15 protein-coding genes are annotated in these 15,973 nt (G+C 73.5%); 4 read left to right on the top strand and 11 right to left on the bottom strand.

Annotated elements, in window-relative coordinates; translation table 11 throughout:
- Positions 1 to 210: 210 nt before the first annotated feature.
- A complete protein-coding gene (locus ACFZA0_RS28640) occupies positions 211 to 1,275 on the top strand; it encodes a fatty acid desaturase (RefSeq protein WP_391022236.1) in 1,065 nt (354 codons plus the stop codon).
- 51 nt (positions 1,276 to 1,326) lie between these two features.
- Here the strand turns inward: ACFZA0_RS28640 and ACFZA0_RS28635 are convergent, their stop codons facing one another.
- Positions 1,327 to 1,983 carry a TMEM175 family protein gene (locus ACFZA0_RS28635; protein WP_391022234.1) on the bottom strand — a complete coding sequence of 219 codons (657 nt, stop codon included), beginning with the start codon at positions 1,981 to 1,983 and terminating at the stop codon, positions 1,327 to 1,329.
- A 109-nt stretch (positions 1,984 to 2,092) separates the two neighbouring features.
- On the opposite strand from ACFZA0_RS28635, the gene ACFZA0_RS28630 reads away from it, so the two are divergent.
- Positions 2,093 to 3,298 carry a GDSL-type esterase/lipase family protein gene (locus ACFZA0_RS28630; protein WP_391022232.1) on the top strand — a complete coding sequence of 402 codons (1,206 nt, stop codon included), beginning with the start codon at positions 2,093 to 2,095 and terminating at the stop codon, positions 3,296 to 3,298.
- An 88-nt stretch (positions 3,299 to 3,386) separates the two neighbouring features.
- Here ACFZA0_RS28630 and ACFZA0_RS28625 read toward each other — a convergent pair whose 3' ends face one another.
- From ACFZA0_RS28625 to ACFZA0_RS28605, 5 genes are all read right to left on the bottom strand, one after another.
- Entirely contained in the window at positions 3,387 to 3,917 is a 531-nt protein-coding gene (locus ACFZA0_RS28625) for an isochorismatase family protein (protein WP_391022230.1), read from the bottom strand.
- Between the two features lie 105 nt (positions 3,918 to 4,022).
- Positions 4,023 to 5,039, bottom strand: coding sequence for an ABC transporter substrate-binding protein (locus tag ACFZA0_RS28620; protein WP_391022228.1), 1,017 nt, complete (start codon positions 5,037 to 5,039; stop codon positions 4,023 to 4,025).
- Between the two features lie 16 nt (positions 5,040 to 5,055).
- On the bottom strand, positions 5,056 to 5,868 hold the full coding sequence (locus ACFZA0_RS28615) for an ATP-binding cassette domain-containing protein (RefSeq protein WP_391022226.1): 813 nt from the start codon (positions 5,866 to 5,868) through the stop codon (positions 5,056 to 5,058).
- Entirely contained in the window at positions 5,865 to 7,094 is a 1,230-nt protein-coding gene (locus tag ACFZA0_RS28610) for an iron chelate uptake ABC transporter family permease subunit (protein ID WP_391022224.1), read from the bottom strand. Before ACFZA0_RS28610 ends, ACFZA0_RS28615 begins: the two co-directional genes overlap by 4 nt.
- Complete coding sequence (locus ACFZA0_RS28605) at positions 7,091 to 8,107, bottom strand: iron chelate uptake ABC transporter family permease subunit (RefSeq protein ID WP_391022223.1); 1,017 nt, start codon at positions 8,105 to 8,107, stop codon at positions 7,091 to 7,093. The genes ACFZA0_RS28610 and ACFZA0_RS28605 overlap by 4 nt, the downstream gene beginning before the upstream one ends.
- Positions 8,108 to 8,134: 27 nt before the next feature.
- Between ACFZA0_RS28605 and ACFZA0_RS28600 the strand changes: the two genes are divergently transcribed.
- A complete protein-coding gene (locus ACFZA0_RS28600) occupies positions 8,135 to 8,953 on the top strand; it encodes a siderophore-interacting protein (RefSeq protein ID WP_391022222.1) in 819 nt (272 codons plus the stop codon).
- Positions 8,954 to 8,992: 39 nt separating this feature from the next.
- On the opposite strand, the gene ACFZA0_RS28595 is transcribed toward ACFZA0_RS28600, so the two are convergent.
- A complete protein-coding gene (locus tag ACFZA0_RS28595) occupies positions 8,993 to 9,910 on the bottom strand; it encodes an alpha/beta hydrolase fold domain-containing protein (RefSeq protein ID WP_391022335.1) in 918 nt (305 codons plus the stop codon).
- A gap of 234 nt (positions 9,911 to 10,144) precedes the next feature.
- Here ACFZA0_RS28595 and ACFZA0_RS28590 point away from each other — a divergent pair, with 234 nt between their 5' ends.
- Positions 10,145 to 10,912, top strand: a complete 768-nt coding sequence (locus ACFZA0_RS28590) for an alpha/beta fold hydrolase (protein ID WP_391022220.1) — start codon at positions 10,145 to 10,147, stop codon at positions 10,910 to 10,912.
- 162 nt (positions 10,913 to 11,074) lie between these two features.
- On the opposite strand, the gene ACFZA0_RS28585 is transcribed toward ACFZA0_RS28590, so the two are convergent.
- The 4 genes from ACFZA0_RS28585 to ACFZA0_RS28570 all read right to left on the bottom strand — a co-directional run bounded on the left by ACFZA0_RS28585 (position 11,075) and on the right by ACFZA0_RS28570 (position 15,953).
- Positions 11,075 to 13,222 (bottom strand): MMPL family transporter, encoded by a 2,148-nt coding sequence (locus ACFZA0_RS28585; RefSeq protein WP_391022218.1) that lies wholly within the window; start codon positions 13,220 to 13,222, stop codon positions 11,075 to 11,077.
- A gap of 230 nt (positions 13,223 to 13,452) precedes the next feature.
- Positions 13,453 to 14,472, bottom strand: coding sequence for a tellurite resistance/C4-dicarboxylate transporter family protein (locus ACFZA0_RS28580; RefSeq protein ID WP_391022216.1), 1,020 nt, complete (start codon positions 14,470 to 14,472; stop codon positions 13,453 to 13,455).
- A gap of 111 nt (positions 14,473 to 14,583) precedes the next feature.
- Positions 14,584 to 15,309 carry an LmeA family phospholipid-binding protein gene (locus tag ACFZA0_RS28575; RefSeq protein ID WP_391022214.1) on the bottom strand — a complete coding sequence of 242 codons (726 nt, stop codon included), beginning with the start codon at positions 15,307 to 15,309 and terminating at the stop codon, positions 14,584 to 14,586.
- The gene (locus tag ACFZA0_RS28570) at positions 15,306 to 15,953 is read right to left on the bottom strand and encodes a TetR family transcriptional regulator (RefSeq protein ID WP_391022212.1); all 648 of its coding nucleotides are present in this window, start codon (positions 15,951 to 15,953) and stop codon (positions 15,306 to 15,308) included. Before ACFZA0_RS28570 ends, ACFZA0_RS28575 begins: the two co-directional genes overlap by 4 nt.
- Between the last annotated feature and the right edge of the window lie 20 nt (positions 15,954 to 15,973).

Raw genomic sequence — 15,973 nt, 5'->3', positions numbered from 1 at the left:
CTCCGCCAGGCAGTTGATCCGTTGCGGGCGCGGAATGCGGCGAGCGCCGCAGTGCGGCTGCTGACAATGCCGTAGGGCGTCCGCTCGCGGGGCGCACGGCCGGCGGGAGCGGGGTGGGGCCAGCCCCCGTACCGGGGGGACGGCACCACCCGCCCGGCTTGGGGGACAGCCGGATCGTGCGCGGACGCGCAGGTCAGCAGACTCGTCCGCATGACCCCACCGATGAACTCGCCCGCCGCGGCGGCCCCCGCGTCCCCGGGAACGGCGGAGACCGGCAGCGACTACGCCCGGCTGTCCCGCAGGATCACCGAGGCCGGACTGCTGCGGCGGTGTCCCCGCCACTACACGCTGCGGCTGGGCGCGGTCGGCCTCGCCCTCGGCCTCTGCTGGGCCGCGTTCCTCGCGCTGGGCGACTCGTGGTGGCAGGTCGTCGTCGCGGCCGCGCTGGCCCTGGTCTTCGGCCAAGTCGCCCTGGTGGCCCACGACATCGCGCACCGGCAGGTGTTCCGGCTGCGCCGGCCGAGCGAGATCGGGGGACGGATCTTCGGCAACCTGGGTATCGGCATGAGCTACGGGTGGTGGATGAACAAGCACACCCGCCACCACGCCAACCCCAACCACGAGGAACTCGACCCGGACGTCGCGCCGGACATCCTGGTGTGGTCGACGGAACAGGCCCGCAACAGCCGTGGCCCGGCCCGGTTCATAGGCCGCTACCAGGCCTACCTGTTCCTGCCGCTGCTCCTGCTGGAGGGCTTCAACCTGCACGTCTCCAGCGTGCGCGCGCTGCGCTCGCCGTCCATGCGCAGCCGCCGGCTCGAAGGGGCGCTGCTGCTGGGCCACTTCGCGCTGTACCTGTCCGCGCTGTTCGTGGTACTGCCCCCGGGCAAGGCGGTGGTCTTCCTCCTGGTCCACCAGGCCCTGTTCGGCGTCTACCTGGGCGCGATCTTCGCCCCCAACCACAAGGGCATGCCGACACTGACCGGCGACGACCGCACCGACTTCCTGCGCCGTCAGGTGCTCACCTCGCGCAACGTGAGCGGCGGCCTGCTGACCGACGTGGCGCTCGGCGGCCTCAACCACCAGATCGAGCACCACCTGTTCCCCAGCATGCCCACCCCGCACCTGCGCCGGGCACGCGCGATCGTGCGCTCCTACTGCGCGGAGATCGGCGTCCCGTACCACGAGACGGGGCTGGTCCAGTCGTACCGGGAGGCGCTGCGCCACCTGCACCGGGTGGGGGTCCCGCTGCGCGACGGCTCCGCCGGGTCGTGAACGGGTGTGCGCCGGGCGGGGGTTGGCGCGGGACGGGGCCGGCCGGACGCCCTAGTCGGCCTGCCCGCCCGCCGCCCACCGGCGCCTGGTGAACGCCATTCCCGCCGCACTGCCGAACGGGATGGCCGCCCAGCAGAAGTAGGCCCATTCGCCGACGGCGATCGAGACGGGCACGGACACCGCGAAGCAGAGGACGACCGAGGCGCTGTGCACGAGCCGGGTGGTGAACGCGGACCGCGGCGTCCCCGGTACGTGCAGTCCCGCCCGCCGGGTGTGCAGGACCACCAGGACGAACACCAGGCTGGTCAGGGACTGGAGCAACGCGTAGAAGCCGAAGCGGAGTTCGAACCCGCCGTCGCCCGCGAGCACCTTGGTGGCGAACGGCATGACGATGACGAGCAGCAGCCACAGGCCGTTCAGCATGCCGAGGGTGCGGTCGAGCCGGCCGACGGCGCCGAACACCTGCCGGTGCGCCCGCCAGAAGGCGAAGATCACCAGGAAGCTGATCAGGAAGGACTGGTACTCGGACCGGCCCTCGCGGGCGGAGTGCCAGAGTTCCGTGTTCGTGGCGCCGTGGGGCACCGGCAGGTCCAGGGCGAGCAGGGTGATCGCGATGGCCACGACGGCGTCCGTGAACAGCAGCGTGCGCTCGGTGTCCCGGCGCGACGCCTCTCCGTCCAGGACCGTGGTGACGGTCTCCTCCGACATGGCCGTCACCGTAGCAGGGGCCCAAGTGTCGCGTGAGGTGCGGGTTTCCGGGATCCGCGGCACGACGACGATTTGCCTAAATCAATTAGGCAGTTTCATAATTGATTTCATGAATGGCTCGGAAGACCCGGAACACGCCCGCGGGTGGATCACCACGCCCGTCACCGCGGAGATCCTGCGCGGCGCCGTCGAGCTGGAGCGGACCGCCGCGGGCGTCCTCCCGCACCGGCTCCCCGCGCGCGCCCTCGCCCAGGGCGCGGACGCGCAGCTCGTCATGGCCGAGGCCCAGCCCTCGGGCGTGCGTCTCGCGTTCCGGACGCGGGCAACGGCGGTAGAGCTGGAGACACTGCCCACCAAGCGGGTCTACGCCGGGGCCCCGCCCCGCCCGGACGGCGTCTACGACCTGCTCGTCGACGGTGTCCTCGCCGGGCGGGCGAGCGCCAAGGGCGGCAACACCCTTGTGATCGACATGGCCACCGGCACCACGGAGAGCCGTCCCGGCCCGACCGGCACCGTCCGGTTCACCGGTCTGTCCGGCGCGGTCAAGGACGTCGAGATCTGGCTGCCGCACAACGAGACCACCGAACTGGTCGCCCTGCGCACCGACGCCTCCGTGACGCCCGTCCCGGACCGGGGCCGCAAGGTGTGGCTGCACCACGGCAGTTCGATCAGCCACGGCTCCGACGCGGCGAGCCCCAGCACCACGTGGCCGGCGCTCGCCGCGGCGGCCGGCGGGGTCGAGCTGGTCAACCTGGGCCTCGGCGGCGGCGCGCTGCTCGACCCGTTCACCGCGCGCACCCTGCGGGACACCCCCGCCGACCTGTTGAGCGTCAAGATCGGCATCAACGTCGTCAACACCGACCTGATGCGGCTGCGCGCGTTCGCGCCGGCGGTGCACGGCTTCCTGGACACGATCCGCGAAGGGCGCCCCGACACACCGCTGTTGGTCGTCTCGCCCCTGCTGTGCCCGATCCACGAGAGCACCCCGGGGCCCAGCCTCCCGGACCTCGAAGCGCTCGCCGAGGGAAGGCTGGGGTTCCGTGCGGCGGGGGATCCGGCGGAAGTGGCCACCGGAAAGCTGACGTTGGAGGTCGTCCGGGCCGAACTCGAACGGATCGTCCGGCAGCGCGCGGCGGACGATCCGCACCTCTCCTACCTCGACGGCCGGGAGCTGTACGGCGAGGCGGACGCCGCCGAACTGCCGCTCCCCGACGGGCTGCACCCCGACGCCGCGACGCACCGTCGTATCGGTGAACGCTTCGGCGCGCTGGTCTTCGGCACGGGCGGCGCCTTCGGCCGGCCCACCGGCGCCTGACCGGAACCGTCCCCGCGGCACCCCAACACGGGCGCGCGCACGGGCCGTTCGGCCGCCCGCTCCCCCGGGCGGACTCCCGGCGCCCGGGTCAGGGGCGCTGCCCGACGATGCCGTCGACCCCGACGATGTCGGCGACGCGCCACAGCCCGAGCCAGCTGTCCGGGAAGACCGACGCGTCGAGCAGCGCGGCGTGCGCGGCCGGGTCCGGGTCGGCGCAGGCGTCCGCGCACACCGCGACCTCGTAGCCGATGTCGTACGCCCACCGGGCCGTCGACAGCACCGTGCCGGAGGTGGCCACCCCGGCGACGACGATCCGGCCCACGCCGGCGGCGCGCAGCCGCTCGTCGAGGTCGGTGCTCGCGAACGCGCTGAGGGTGCGCTTGCCGAGCACCGTCTCGCCGTCGGCCGGGGCCGTCAGCGGGTGGAGGGTGTCCAGCATCGCCTCGTGGGCGACGTGGAAGACGGGCAGCCGCGCGCCGCGCGCCACCTCCAGGGCGTTCGCGGCCTGTTGGGCGACGCCGGGATCGTGGCTGAAGTTCTCGACGATGTACGCCGCGAAGTCCAGCGCCACGAACGCGGTCCCGGTGCGCGCGGATGTCGGGTCGTCGTTCGCGGTCATCAGGTCCCTCTTCTGCGCGCGTTGTCCGGTCAGGGTCGCGCCGGCGCCCCCGGCCCTGATGCGGACCGTACGGCGCCGGCGCGATCAACATAGCCGCTCAGGCGGTCACTTGCTGACGACCTTGGACTCCTTGATCCAGGAGGCGAGCCGGTTCATGTAGTCCGCCTGCGAGACGTAGTCCATGCCGGCCGACGTCCAGTCGTGCACCTGGCCGGACTTCAGCGCCGCGTTGTCGGCGAAGGTGGCCTGCTTCTTCAACTCGGCCTGCTGGTAGCCCGTCTGCGACAGCAGCAGCATGTCGCCGCCGAGCTTGCCGGCGTTCTCCCAGCTGTAGATGCCCCAGTAGTAGCCCTTGGGGGTGGGCTCGGTGAACGGGACCCCGAGGTCCTGGTACATCCGCAGGGCGGGGTCGTCCTTGGCCTTCACGCCGTAGAGGCCGTCGCCGTCGGCGTAGACGACGGTGACCTTGATCCTGGTCTCCTTGCCCGCGGCGGCGAGGGACTTCTCGGCGGCGTCGAACTTCTCCTTGGCCGCCGCCACCACGGAGGCCTTGGCGCCGACGGCGGTGGCGAAGTCCGTCGTGCGCTTGACGACCTTCTCGCCGTCGCCGCCCATGTACAGGGTGACGACCGGGGCGATCTTCTCGACCTGCTTCTCCTGGGAGAGATCCTTGAAGCCGTAGTCGGCCTGCGTCTTGTCGATCGTGCCCTTGGCGTCCGTCGGGTAGACGTTGGTCACGATGACGTCGGGCTTCGCGGCGGCGAGCTTCTCCAGGTTGATCTCGCCGAAGGAGGTGCCCACCTCGGTGATGCCCTTGGTGTCCAGGCCGTCGAAGCGGTGGTCGTCGGCGAGCGAGGTGTAGCCGAACGACGCGACGGGCTTGACGCCGTAGTTCATCAGCGACACGAGGACGTCGTTGAGACCGGCGACGCGGGTCGGGGTGTGGTCGAGCTTCACGGTCTTGCCCTGGTCGTCCTTGAACGTCCAGGGACCCGACGCGGCGTCGTCGGTGGAACCGGAACCAGAACCGGAATCCGAGGAGCAGCCGGTCAGCAGGAGCGCGACCGCGGCCAGAACGGCTACGGCGGCGGCATTCAGAGCGCCGAAGCGATGGGATCTCATGACAGGTGAGGCTAACCTAACCATCTACGAGGGCAGGCGCCGGGTCGTCCGCCTCCGGAACGACAAGCGGAGTGCCGGTCGCCGGGTCGGGCACGACGCGGGCCCGGAGGGCGAACGCCCGCTCCAGCAGGGCCGGGGTCAGCACCTCCTCGGGCGTCCCGTCGGCGACGACGCCGCCGTCGTGGAGCACCACGAGGCGGTCCGAGTAGCGGGCGGCGAGCGAGAGGTCGTGCAGCACCATCACCACGGTGGCGCCGCGCTCCCTGTTGATCCGGCGCACCAGCCGCAGTACTTCCAGTTGGTGCGTCAGGTCGAGGAACGTGGTGGGCTCGTCGAGCAGCAGCGTCCCGGCCTCCTGCGCGACGACGAGGGCGATCCAGGCCCGCTGCCGCTGCCCGCCGGAGAGCGAGGCGATGTCCCGGTGCGCGACCTCCGACAACCCCGTGGCGGCGATGGCCCGTTCGGCGACGTCGGCGTCCTCCGGCGTCCACGGGCGCGCCCAGCTCTGGTGCGGGTTGCGCCCGCGCATCACCAGGTCGAAGACGCTGGTGCCCGGCGGGGCCGCCGGGCTCTGCGGAAGGATCGCGAGGCGTCGCGCGACATCACGGCCGGGGAGGCGGCGGATCGGCGTCCCGTCGAGCAGGACCTCTCCGTCCGCCGGACGCAGGATGCGGCCGAACGCCTTGAGCAGTGTGGACTTGCCGCAGCCGTTCGCGCCGAGGAACGTCGTGACACTTCCGCTGTCGATCGAGAGGTCGAGGCCCTCGATCACGGTCCGCTTGTCGTAGGCGAGGCGGAGGCCGCGCGCCTCGAGTACGGGAACGGTCATGACGTCATCTCCTTGCGGTGACGGACGAGGAGCCAGATGAGGTAGGGGGCGCCGACGACGGTCGTGAGGATGCCGACGGGCACCTCCCACGGGAAGACCGTGCGGGCGGCCAGGTCGGCGACGAGCACGAGGGCGGCACCGAGCAGCCCGGAGAGCGCGAGCGGCGGCCGGGCGGTCCCGCAGAGCCGGACGGCGAGTTGGGGCACGACGAAGGCGACGAACCCGACGGGCCCCGCCGCCGCGACCGCGCCCGCGGTCAGCACGACGGCCAGGGCGATGACGAGCAGCCGGTGGCGCTGCACCGCGAGTCCCACGCCCGTCGCGACGTCGTCGCCGAGCTGTCCGAGGCTCAGCGACGAGGAGGCGGCGAGGGCGAGGGGCAGGGCGACGCCGGTCGTGACGAGCAGCGGCCACAGGCTCGTCCAGGACGTGCCGGAGAGACTGCCGACCAGCCACTGCGAGGCCGCGGTGGCCAGCGTGATCTTGGCCCGGACCAGCAGATAGCTCGTCACCGCGTCGAGGGTGGCGCCGACTCCGATGCCGACGAGCACGAGGCGGTAGCTCTGCACCCCGCCGCGCAGGCCGAGTCCGTACACGAGGACGGAGGCGATCAGCGCGCCGGCCGTCGCGGCGGCGGGGACGGTGCCGCCGAGTACGGACGCGCCGAGCGAGAACCCGCCGCCGCCGAGCACGATCGCGGCGACCGCGCCCACCGAGGCGCCGGAGGTGACGCCCAGGATGTCCGGAGTCGCCAGCGGGTTGCGGGTGAACGTCTGGGTGAGGGCGCCGGCCACCCCGAGCGCGAGGCCGACCAGCGCGCCGGTGAGGGCCCGCGGCAGCCGCAGGGTCACCACGATGAAGTGATCGGCGGGATCGCCGCCGCCCGCCAGCGCGCGGACCACGGTCACGGGCGAGATGCCGGTCGAGCCGACGGCCACCGCGGCGACCAGGAGCAGGAGGGCGGCCACGAACGCGGCCGCGGTGACGCCGAGCACCCGGGGCCGCCAGGCCAGTCCGAGGGGGCCGAGGCGCACACCCCGCCGGGCGGCACGGACGGCGCCCGGACGGGTCCCGCCGGGGGCGGCGGGGCGGGCGGAGGTCTCGGCGAGGGCGGGTGCTCGGCCCCCTTCGGGTGTGACCGGCCCGTCGGGTGCGAACGCCCCGTCATACGTGTGTCCGCCGGGAAGCGCGGTGGCGTCGGCGTGCGTGCGCCCGTCGTCCTTCACAGCGCCACCAGCGACCTGCGGCGGGCCACCGCGACGAAGACCGGACCGCCCAGCACGGCGAGGACGATGCCCACCTCGATCTCGGCGCTGCCCGCGACGAGCCGTCCGACGACGTCCGCCGCGAGCACGATCACGGCGCCGACGAGCGCGGCCGCCGGCAGTGTCCAGCGGTGCCCCGTGCCGACCAGCGCCCGCGCCACGTGCGGCACGGTGAGGCCGACGAAGCCGATCGGGCCGGCGACGGCCGTGGCGCCCGCGGTGAGGAGGGTGATCGCGAGCAGGCCCACGATCCGGGCCCTGAGCACGTTCTCCCCCAGTCCGTGGGCCATCTCGGTGCCCAGCGAAAGGTTGTCCAGGGCGCGGGAGTTGAGAACCGCGAGCAGCAGCCCGACCACGATGAAGGGCCAGGCGGGACCGAGCACGTCCATCCGGCGCCCGGAGAGCGAGCCGACCACCCACAGCCGGTAGGCGTCGAGCGAGTCGCGGTCGGTGAGCACGATGAAGGAGGTGATCGCCCCGAGGAGCGCCGACACGGCGGCTCCCGCGAGGGCCAGCGGTACGGGGCTCGCGGTGCCGCTGCCCGCGACGGTGATGCCGAACACCGCGACACTCGCCACCAGCGCGCCGATCAGCGCGAACCACACGGTGGCGTCGGTGTCGCGCACGTGCAGCACGTACACACCGAGCACCACGGCGAGACCGGCCCCGGCCGAGACCCCGAACAGGCCCGGGTCGGCGAGGGGGTTGCGGGTGTGTCCCTGCATCACGGTGCCCGCGACACCGAGGCACACACCCACCAGCCCGCCGAGCACGGTGCGGGGTATGCGCGAACCCCACACGACGGCGTGGTCGGCGGCCGGTCCGGAGTCGGTGAGACCGTGCATCACGTCGGACACCGAGAGGTGGTTGCTGCCGAGCAGCAGGCTCGCCAGGACGACGGCCAGCAGCACGAGGGTGAGGAGCGCGAGGATCCCGCCGCGGCGAACGGCGAGAGCGCGATGGAGGTTGGGCACCGGGTTAGTTTAGGCTAACCTTCCTGTGTGTCGAAGATCCCCACCCCCGCAGTGAAGACCCCCGGCCTCTTCCGCGGGGAGGTCGTCCGGAGCGAACGCTTCTCGCCGTCGATGCAACGTGTGACGGTGTCCGGCGCCGACTTCGCCGCCTTCTCGTGGCAGGGCTACGACCAGTGGTTCCGTCTCTTCTTCCCACTGCCGCACCAGGACGGCTTCGTGCTTCCGGAGATCTCCGGGACGAAGTGGTGGGAACCCTACCTGGCGCTCCCCGAGGACGTGCGGCCGCACTGCGCCAACTACACCGTGGCCGAGTTCCGCGCCGAGGCGGCGGAGTTGGACATCGACTTCGTCGTGCACCTGGGCCCGGCGGGCGAGCCCGAGGGCGCCGCCGCGATCTGGGCGTGCGGGGCACGGCCGGGCGACCCGGTCGCGCTGCTCGACCAAGGCCTGCTGTACGAGTGCCCGCACGACGCGTCGGAGGTGCTGGTGGTCGCCGACGAGAGCGGTCTGCCGGCGACGGCCGGCATCCTGCGCTCACTCCCCCGCGACACCGTCGGACGGGTCATCCAGGAGGTCCCGCTCGACGGCGACCGGCGTGAACTCGACGCGCCCGAGGGTGTCCGGGTGACCTGGGTGGTGCGCGGCGACGCGACCGCAACACCCGGTGCCGCCGCTCTCGAAGAGCTGCGCCGGCACACCGAGGTCGCCGAGACGGGGTACGCGTTCGTCGTGGGCGAGTCGACCCTCGCCACGGAGGGCCGCCGCCATCTGCACCGCTCCGGCCTGCCGAAGAAGCGCATCACCTTCTCCGGTTTCTGGAAGTCCGAGCGCGCCAAGTCCGCCTGACCGTCCGGGTGTTCACCACCGCGGCAGGTTTCGCCGGGGTCAGGGCGCGGCGGTCAGGAGACCGTTCACGGTGTTCAGCGCGGCCCGTGCCTCGGGGGTCCACAAGGCGCCCACGTACACGTGGAATCCGTCCGGCTCCAGGCTGAACGTGCCGCCGTTGCCCGCGCGTTCGAGGCGCGCGGCGAGGTCGCAGACGTCCGCCGCGAAGACGTCGCGGCCGCCCTGGAAGAGGTGGACCGGCGGCAGGCCGTCGAGGTCCGCGCGGGCCGGACTCAGGCGCGGGTCCAGCGGGTCGTGCCCGGCGCCCCACAACGCGCCTGCGGCCACGAGCAGTTCGGCCCGCAGCATCGGGTCGAGACGCTCCAGCGCGGGAACGGCGGGATGCGTCATCGTGAGGTCCACCCACGGCGAGAACAGCACGACCTGCCGGGGCCCGGGCGCCCCCCTGTCCCGGAGGTCGACGGCGAGGCCGAGCGCCAGTCCGCCGCCCGCCGAGTCGCCGGCCAGGGTGACGCTCCGGGCGCCCGCCTCCCGTACGAGCCCGTCGTAGACCTCGGTCAGGAAGGCGTAGCCCGCGTCGACGTCGCCCTCGGGGGCGACCCGGTAGAGCGGGACGGTGACGGTCACACCCGTGCCGCGGGCCATCCGGTCGATGATGTGCCAGTGGGGCCGGATGAGTGGGTGCACGTAGGCGCCGCCGTGGGTGTAGACGAGGTGGCGGCCGTTCGCGGCGCCCCGGGGTGTCAGCCGGACCACGGGGTTCCCGGCGACCGTCGTCCGCGTGGGCGTCCAGCGTTCGAGGAGCGCCCCGGGCAGCGGGGCGGGCCGGGGCGGTGTCCGGTCCTGGAGGGCCGCCAGGCGTTCGGCGTTGGCGCGGGCGGCGCCGGGGCGCAGGGAGTTGGCGCGGGCGGCCACCCGGTACAGATTCAACAAGGTGTTGGTCGCCGTCAGGGACACACTCAAGGGGCCCGCCTCTCCTGGTCGTACGCGTAACAGGTCCGCCTGCACGGATGTCCCGGAGCGGGCCCCCCACGCTCTGTCGGGGCAGGGATCATTATCGTGATCCGGTCCGGTCCGCGCCGTTCGCACGGGGCCGGGGCACCCCGGTGCCCCGCGCCGCCGTACGCGCCGGGGCGGCCGGGCCGCCGAGAGCCGGCGACGGAGAGAGGGGACCGGAACACCATGCCGACCATGCGCATCGAGGGTCTGGACTTCGCCTACGAGCGGCTGGGGAGCGGGCCCCCGCTGCTGTTCCTCAACGGTTCGGGCACCACGCTGGCCGAGGTGACACCGCTTCTGGGGCTGCTGGCGGAGGACTTCGAGGTGGTGGGATTCGACCAGCGCGGGATCGGCCGGACGGGTCTGCCCGGCGGGCCGTACACCATGGCGGACCTGGCGGCCGACGCGCTCGCCGTCGCGGACGGGCTCGGCTGGCGGCGGTTCCGGCTGCTCGGGGTGAGCTTCGGCGGGATGGTGGCGCAGGAACTCGCGGTCACCGCGCCGGAGCGCGTCGAGCGGCTCGCCCTGCTGTGCACGTCGTCGGGCGGCGCGGGCGGGTCGTCGTATCCGCTGCACACGCTGGCCGACCTGGACGAGGACGAGCGCGAACGGGTCTCCGCGCGCCTGTTCGGCACCCCTCCCGGACACCGGCGGCCCGCCGCCGGGGCTGCCGCCGCCGAAGGTGCCGCACTGCAACTGGCCGCGCGCGCGGGGCACGACGCGTTCGACCGGCTGCCCCGCATCGCCTGCCCGACGTTCGTCGCCTCCGGTTCGCAGGACCTGGTCGCCCCGCCGGAGCGCGGCGCCGCACTCGCGGGACGGATACCGGGAGCCGTTGCGCGGGTGTTCGAGGGCGGCCACCTCTTCCTGATCGAGGACCCGGACGCGCTGCCGGAGCTGCTCCGCTTCCTGCGCGGGGAGGAACACCCCGCGGCAGCAGGGGAGTTGCCGTCGGCCTAGGAGCCGGCACCACGCGCGGGAAGCGACCGGACGGGCCTGCGCGGCGCGACACGCCGTCCGTGCTGGGGCGTTGCGTGCGCGGTCGGCCCGCGACACGCGCGGCGGGGCGGGTGCGTCCGGGGGTGTCACCCCGGGCGCGGCCCGCACCCGGGGTCCCTCCCGTCAGACCGTCACGTGGGGCAGCCGGCGGTCCAGCCACCGCGGGAGCCACCAATTGGCGCCGCCCATCAGGAACATGAGCGAGGGCACCAGCACCAGGCGCACCACGGTGGCGTCGAGGACGACGCTGACGGCGAGGCCGAGCGCGAGCATCTTCACGACGACCGTCGGCGATCCGGTGAAGGAGAGGAACACCGCCGTCATGATCAGGGCCGCGCTGGTGATGACCCGGCCCGTCAGCGACAGTCCCCGGGCGACCGCCCGGGTGTTGTCGAGGGAGGCGTGCCACTCCTCGGCGATGCGGGAGAGCAGGAAGATCTCGTAGTCCATGGAGAGACCGAAGACGATCGCGAACATCATCATCGGCACGTACGACTCGATCGGCACCGGTTCGCCCATGCCCAGCAGGCTGTCGCCCCAGCCCCACTGGAAGACGGCGACGAGGACGCCGTAGGAGGCGCCGGTGGTGAGGAGGTTGAGGACCACCGCCTTGAGCGGGATCACCAGGCTGCGGAAGACCACGGTCAGCAGGACGAACGCCGCGACGAGGACGATGCCGACGATGAGCGGCAGGCGTTCGGTGACGGTGTCGCGGAACTCCAGGTTGCCCGCGGTGCTGCCCGTCAGGTAGCCGGTCGTGCCCGTGCCGCTGAGCGCGTCGGGCAGGGTGTGGTCGGTGAGGGTCGCGAACAGCGTGTCGGTCGCGGCGTCCTGGGGGCCGGAGTCCGGGGTGACCGTGGCGACGAGGACGTCACCGTCCTTGGTCGTCCTGGGAGTTGTGACGCCGGCCACGTCGTGCGTCCCGCGCAGGGCGGTCGCGAGGCCGGAGGCTATTCGGTCGGCGGGCTCGGTGGCGCGGCGGAGGTCCACGACGACGGTGAAGGGGCCGTTGGCGCCCGGACCGAACCCGGGGCCGTCGGCCTCGGCCGTCCAGTCGTACGCGTCGCGGGTGGTGCTGCCCGCCGGGTCGGCGCCGTCGTCGATGTGGCCGAGGCGCAGGGAGAACAGCGGGACGGCGCACAGGGCGACGACGGCCGTGCCCGCCGCCAGGAACCGCCAGGGGTGACGTGCGACGAGCGCGGCGTAGCGGTGCCAGGCGTCGTGGTCGCCGGAGCTCTCGGCCACCGGGCGCCGCCGGACGCGCAGCCGGTCGACGCGCTGTCCGACCAGGCCGCTCGCGGCGGGCACCAGGGTCAGCGCGGCCACCGCGGTCACGGCGACCGCGAGGGTGGCGGCGAGACCGAGGCGTCCGATCATGCTGAGTCCGCACGCGTACAGGCTGAGCAGGGCGACCGCGACGGTGACGGCCGCGACCACCACCGCCTTGCCGCTGGAGGCCGTGGTGCGCGCGACGGCCGACTCGGTGTCGTGGCCGTCGATCACGTCCTGCCGGAACCGGGTGGTGAGGAAGAGCGCGTAGTCGACGCCGACGCCGAGGCCGATCATCGTGGCGAGGGTCGGCGCGGAGGTGGCGAAGGTGAGGACACCGGCGACGCTGCCGACGACGCCCATGCCGACGGCGATGCTCATCAGCGCGGTCACCAGCGGCAGCAGGGCGGCGGCGACGCTGCCGAACGCCACGAGCAGGACCGCGAGCGCGGCGACCACACCGACGGCCTCGCTCACCCTGTCGTTGGCCGGCGCCCGCACGATCTCGTGCAGGTCGCCGCCGTAGCCGACGCCGACTCCGTCCTGCCGTGCGGGAGTTGTCGCACCGTCGAGCCGGTCGGTGTAGGCGTGGCCGAGGGACTTGAGGTCCTCGTCGAAGGTCACGGTGGTGTAGGCGGTGGCACCGTCGTCGCTGGTCACCGGGTCGGAGACACCGGTGACGTGGGGCAGGCCGCGCAGCCGGTCCAGGGTCTCGTCCACGGCGGTGCCGTGGTCGGACACCCTGCCCTTCCCGACGTGGAGGACTATCTTGCCGCTGGGGTCGCCGAGTTGGGGGTCCGAGGCCTGCAGCAGGTCACCCCCCGTCTCGGTCCGGCTGCCGGGCAGGCTCACCTCGTCGCTGTACGTGGCGCCGATCGCCGTGCGCGCGGCGAACGCGGCCACCAGTACCAGCAGCCACGTCGCGATCACCCACACCGGATGCCGGGCGCAGAAGGCACCCGTGCGGTACAGCGCGGATCGGCGGGCGGGGGAAGAGGACACCGGGCCTCCAGGACAGTGGAGTTGGGCGGTGGAGCACCGCGGGACTCCGGAAGTGGCAGGACTGCCACAACATAGCCGAGGAAGTGGCACGACCGTCAAATGGCACCGGTGTCAGGACGTGACCGCGACCGCCGCCCGTCCCGCACACCCGCCTGCCCGCACACGTGTGGACACACGCCGTCGACGTCACACCGCGCGGGACCGGGACCTCACCGCGCGGGACCGGGACCTCAGCCGCTCGCCGGGGGCGCGACCCGCCCGGGACGGGACGCGGTCCACGCCGCCCGCACCGCCCCGGCGCCGACCACCAGCCAGGCGGCCACCGCGATCCACAGCAGGACCTGCCCGAGTACCCGCAGCCACGCCTGGTCGAGTTCCGTGCCGACCGCCAGCGTCGCCACCGCCGTCATCCCCATCGGGAACACCGTGGACCAGCGGCGCACGTCGTAGGAGAGCCGCGGGCGGAGCACCTCCGCCACCGCCAGCACGACGTACACGCTCAGGTCGAGCACGAGCAGGACGACCGTCACGCGCCGCAGCGCGTCCGCGTTGTCGCTGTTCCACAGGTACAGCTCCGGCCCCTGGGCCAGCAGCAGGCGGGCGCCGGCCAGCGCCGAGATCGCGAGCGCTCCCCCGGCCACCCAGTGGTCGCCCGCCCCGGTCAGTACCTGGCGGACGTCGAAGCTGAGCAGCGCCAGCACGTAGAACAGCAGCCCGAGCCAGAACAGCACCATCGCGGCGCGGGCCATCCAGTCCACCGCCAGCGCCCCGGCGAGCGTGGCCGCGAGCACCGCGAGCCCCTGCGTCGCCACGCAGACCAGGAACACCGCGCCGGGCATCCGGCGCCGCCGGTGCCGCGACACGAGCGTCATCAGCAACGGCCACAGCAGGGCGGCCGTCGCGAGCAGCGCCTCCGCCAGGGTCTGCCGGCCGAGCAGTGACAGCCGGGTGCCCAGGACGCAGGTGGCCGCGACCGCCGTGAGCGCGGCCGGGCTCCTGGCCTCCTCCATCCATCGCTCCCGCTCCCGCAGCAGGCGGGCCACGAAGTCGGCGGCCAGGGCCACCCACGCCGCGGCGGCCAGGACCAGGGAGATCCGCGACAGGGTCTCGTAGCCCGTCAGGTGCAGACCGACGGAGACGATCCCGGTCGCCATCACGGCGGCACCGGCCGCCGGGGGACGCCGCGCCCACCAGGCGCGGAGGAGCAGCGAGCGGGAATCGCGCCGGCGCGCGGGCGGGGAGCTGGGCATGGGGCCGATGCTAAGTCCGCGCCTCCGCTTCCCCGCGGACCACGCGCGGGGTCCGTCGACGCGCGGCGGGACTGCGCGCGGGGCCGCGGAGGCGGTCCTTCCGCCCGGTTCCTACAGGGCGCAGGACGCGGCCGCGCCGCCCGTCCGACCCGCGGCGGCGGGCGCCAGCCGGAAGTCCAGGGCGAGGCCGTCGGCCGTGGCGTGGGCGCCGGTGAGTCGCGCACCGGCGGGCAGGGTGCCGATGTCGACGGTGCGGGGCCCGAGTCGGCCGGCGAGCCCGGCGGCCGCCGGGAGTGAGGACAGGTCGTCCACGGACAGGGTCTGCCCGAGGACCGATACCGTGCTGGGCGCGACGGTGACGGCGTGCGCGGTGGTGGTCAGGGTGGTCGTGACCGTGACGGGCAGGCCGAGCGAACCCACCGTGCCGGTCAGGACGAGGTGCTTGCCGTCGGTGCCGGGCGTCAGCCCGTCGGCGCCGGCCGGCAGCCGCTCGGCCAGTTGGCCGTAGGCGACGGTCGCGGTGGCGGTCCCGCCGGAGGTGCGGCCGTCGGTCGAGACGTCGTGCAGCGACGCGGCGACGTCCAGCTCGGTGCCCTGCCTGCGTACGCCGGACGCGTTGATCCGTACGGTGCCGACCGTGCCGGTGAGGGCCCGCAGGCCCGCGAGCCGGCTGTCGAGTCCGACGGACACCGTCTCGTGGGTGTCGAGGCGGCAGGCGGCGGTGCCGGCCACCCGGTGTTCCACCTTGTGCTCCACCACGATGTCGGTCACGGTCGCCGCGGCGGCCACGGCGACCAGGCCGAGGGACGCGGCCAGAAGGGTGCGGCGCTTGTTCACGAGGCCGGGGATCCGATCGTGGAGAGCATCCCGAAGGCGCGGGACAGGACGAGTTGGGGTTCCACCGCGAGGCCCGCCTGCCGGCGATTGCGCAGGGTGCGCAGCACCGCGCGGGCGGCGGACAGCGCGCAGTTGGCGGTCACGGCCGCCTCCAGGTCGGCGTCCGGCGCGTCCGCGGGCAGGCGCTCCCGGATCAGTTCCGCGAACCGCTCCTCGAACTCCGCGAACTGGCGGGACATCCCCGCGCGGGCCTGTTCGCGCACCTCGCCGAGAGGGTGCGCGAGTGCGGTCAGGGTGCTGGCGGCGAAGTGGTCCACGACGTCGTTCAGCGCCCCGCACGCGGACTGGAGGGGGGTCTCGTCCCGGGGGCGGGCGAGGAACGCCTCCTCGATGCGGGCGAAGAGCTCCAGGCCGTCCGGCAGCAGCAACGCCTCCTTGCCGTCGAAGTAACGGAAGAAGGTCCGCTCCGAGACGTTCGCCTCGGCCACGATGTCGGCCACCGTCGTCTGCGCGAAGCCGCGCTCGGCGAACAGCCGGGAGGCGGCGTCGCGCAGGTTGCGCCGCGTCTCGTCCTTCTTGCGGGCGCGCAGCCCGGGGCCCCCGGGAGGGGGCGGTGCGGATGCCGGCGATGGTGAGGGTGACATGCGGCCACCCTCACTTTTCC

It is taken from the genome of Streptomyces sp. NPDC008150 (assembly GCF_042956945.1).
GTDB lineage: Bacteria > Actinomycetota > Actinomycetes > Streptomycetales > Streptomycetaceae > Streptomyces.
Note: the sequence above shows the minus strand (reverse complement) of the source record. Positions and strands in the feature narration are given on the sequence as shown.

Coding starts and splice junctions, on each gene's coding strand:
- ACFZA0_RS28640 (WP_391022236.1), top strand. CDS start 211: ATGACCCCACCGATGAACTCGCCCGCCGCGGCGGCCCCCGCGTCCCCG.
- ACFZA0_RS28635 (WP_391022234.1), bottom strand. CDS start 1,983: ATGTCGGAGGAGACCGTCACCACGGTCCTGGACGGAGAGGCGTCGCGC.
- ACFZA0_RS28630 (WP_391022232.1), top strand. CDS start 2,093: ATGAATGGCTCGGAAGACCCGGAACACGCCCGCGGGTGGATCACCACG.
- ACFZA0_RS28625 (WP_391022230.1), bottom strand. CDS start 3,917: ATGACCGCGAACGACGACCCGACATCCGCGCGCACCGGGACCGCGTTC.
- ACFZA0_RS28620 (WP_391022228.1), bottom strand. CDS start 5,039: ATGAGATCCCATCGCTTCGGCGCTCTGAATGCCGCCGCCGTAGCCGTT.
- ACFZA0_RS28615 (WP_391022226.1), bottom strand. CDS start 5,868: ATGACCGTTCCCGTACTCGAGGCGCGCGGCCTCCGCCTCGCCTACGAC.
- ACFZA0_RS28590 (WP_391022220.1), top strand. CDS start 10,145: ATGCGCATCGAGGGTCTGGACTTCGCCTACGAGCGGCTGGGGAGCGGG.
- ACFZA0_RS28580 (WP_391022216.1), bottom strand. CDS start 14,472: ATGCCCAGCTCCCCGCCCGCGCGCCGGCGCGATTCCCGCTCGCTGCTC.
- ACFZA0_RS28570 (WP_391022212.1), bottom strand. CDS start 15,953: ATGTCACCCTCACCATCGCCGGCATCCGCACCGCCCCCTCCCGGGGGC.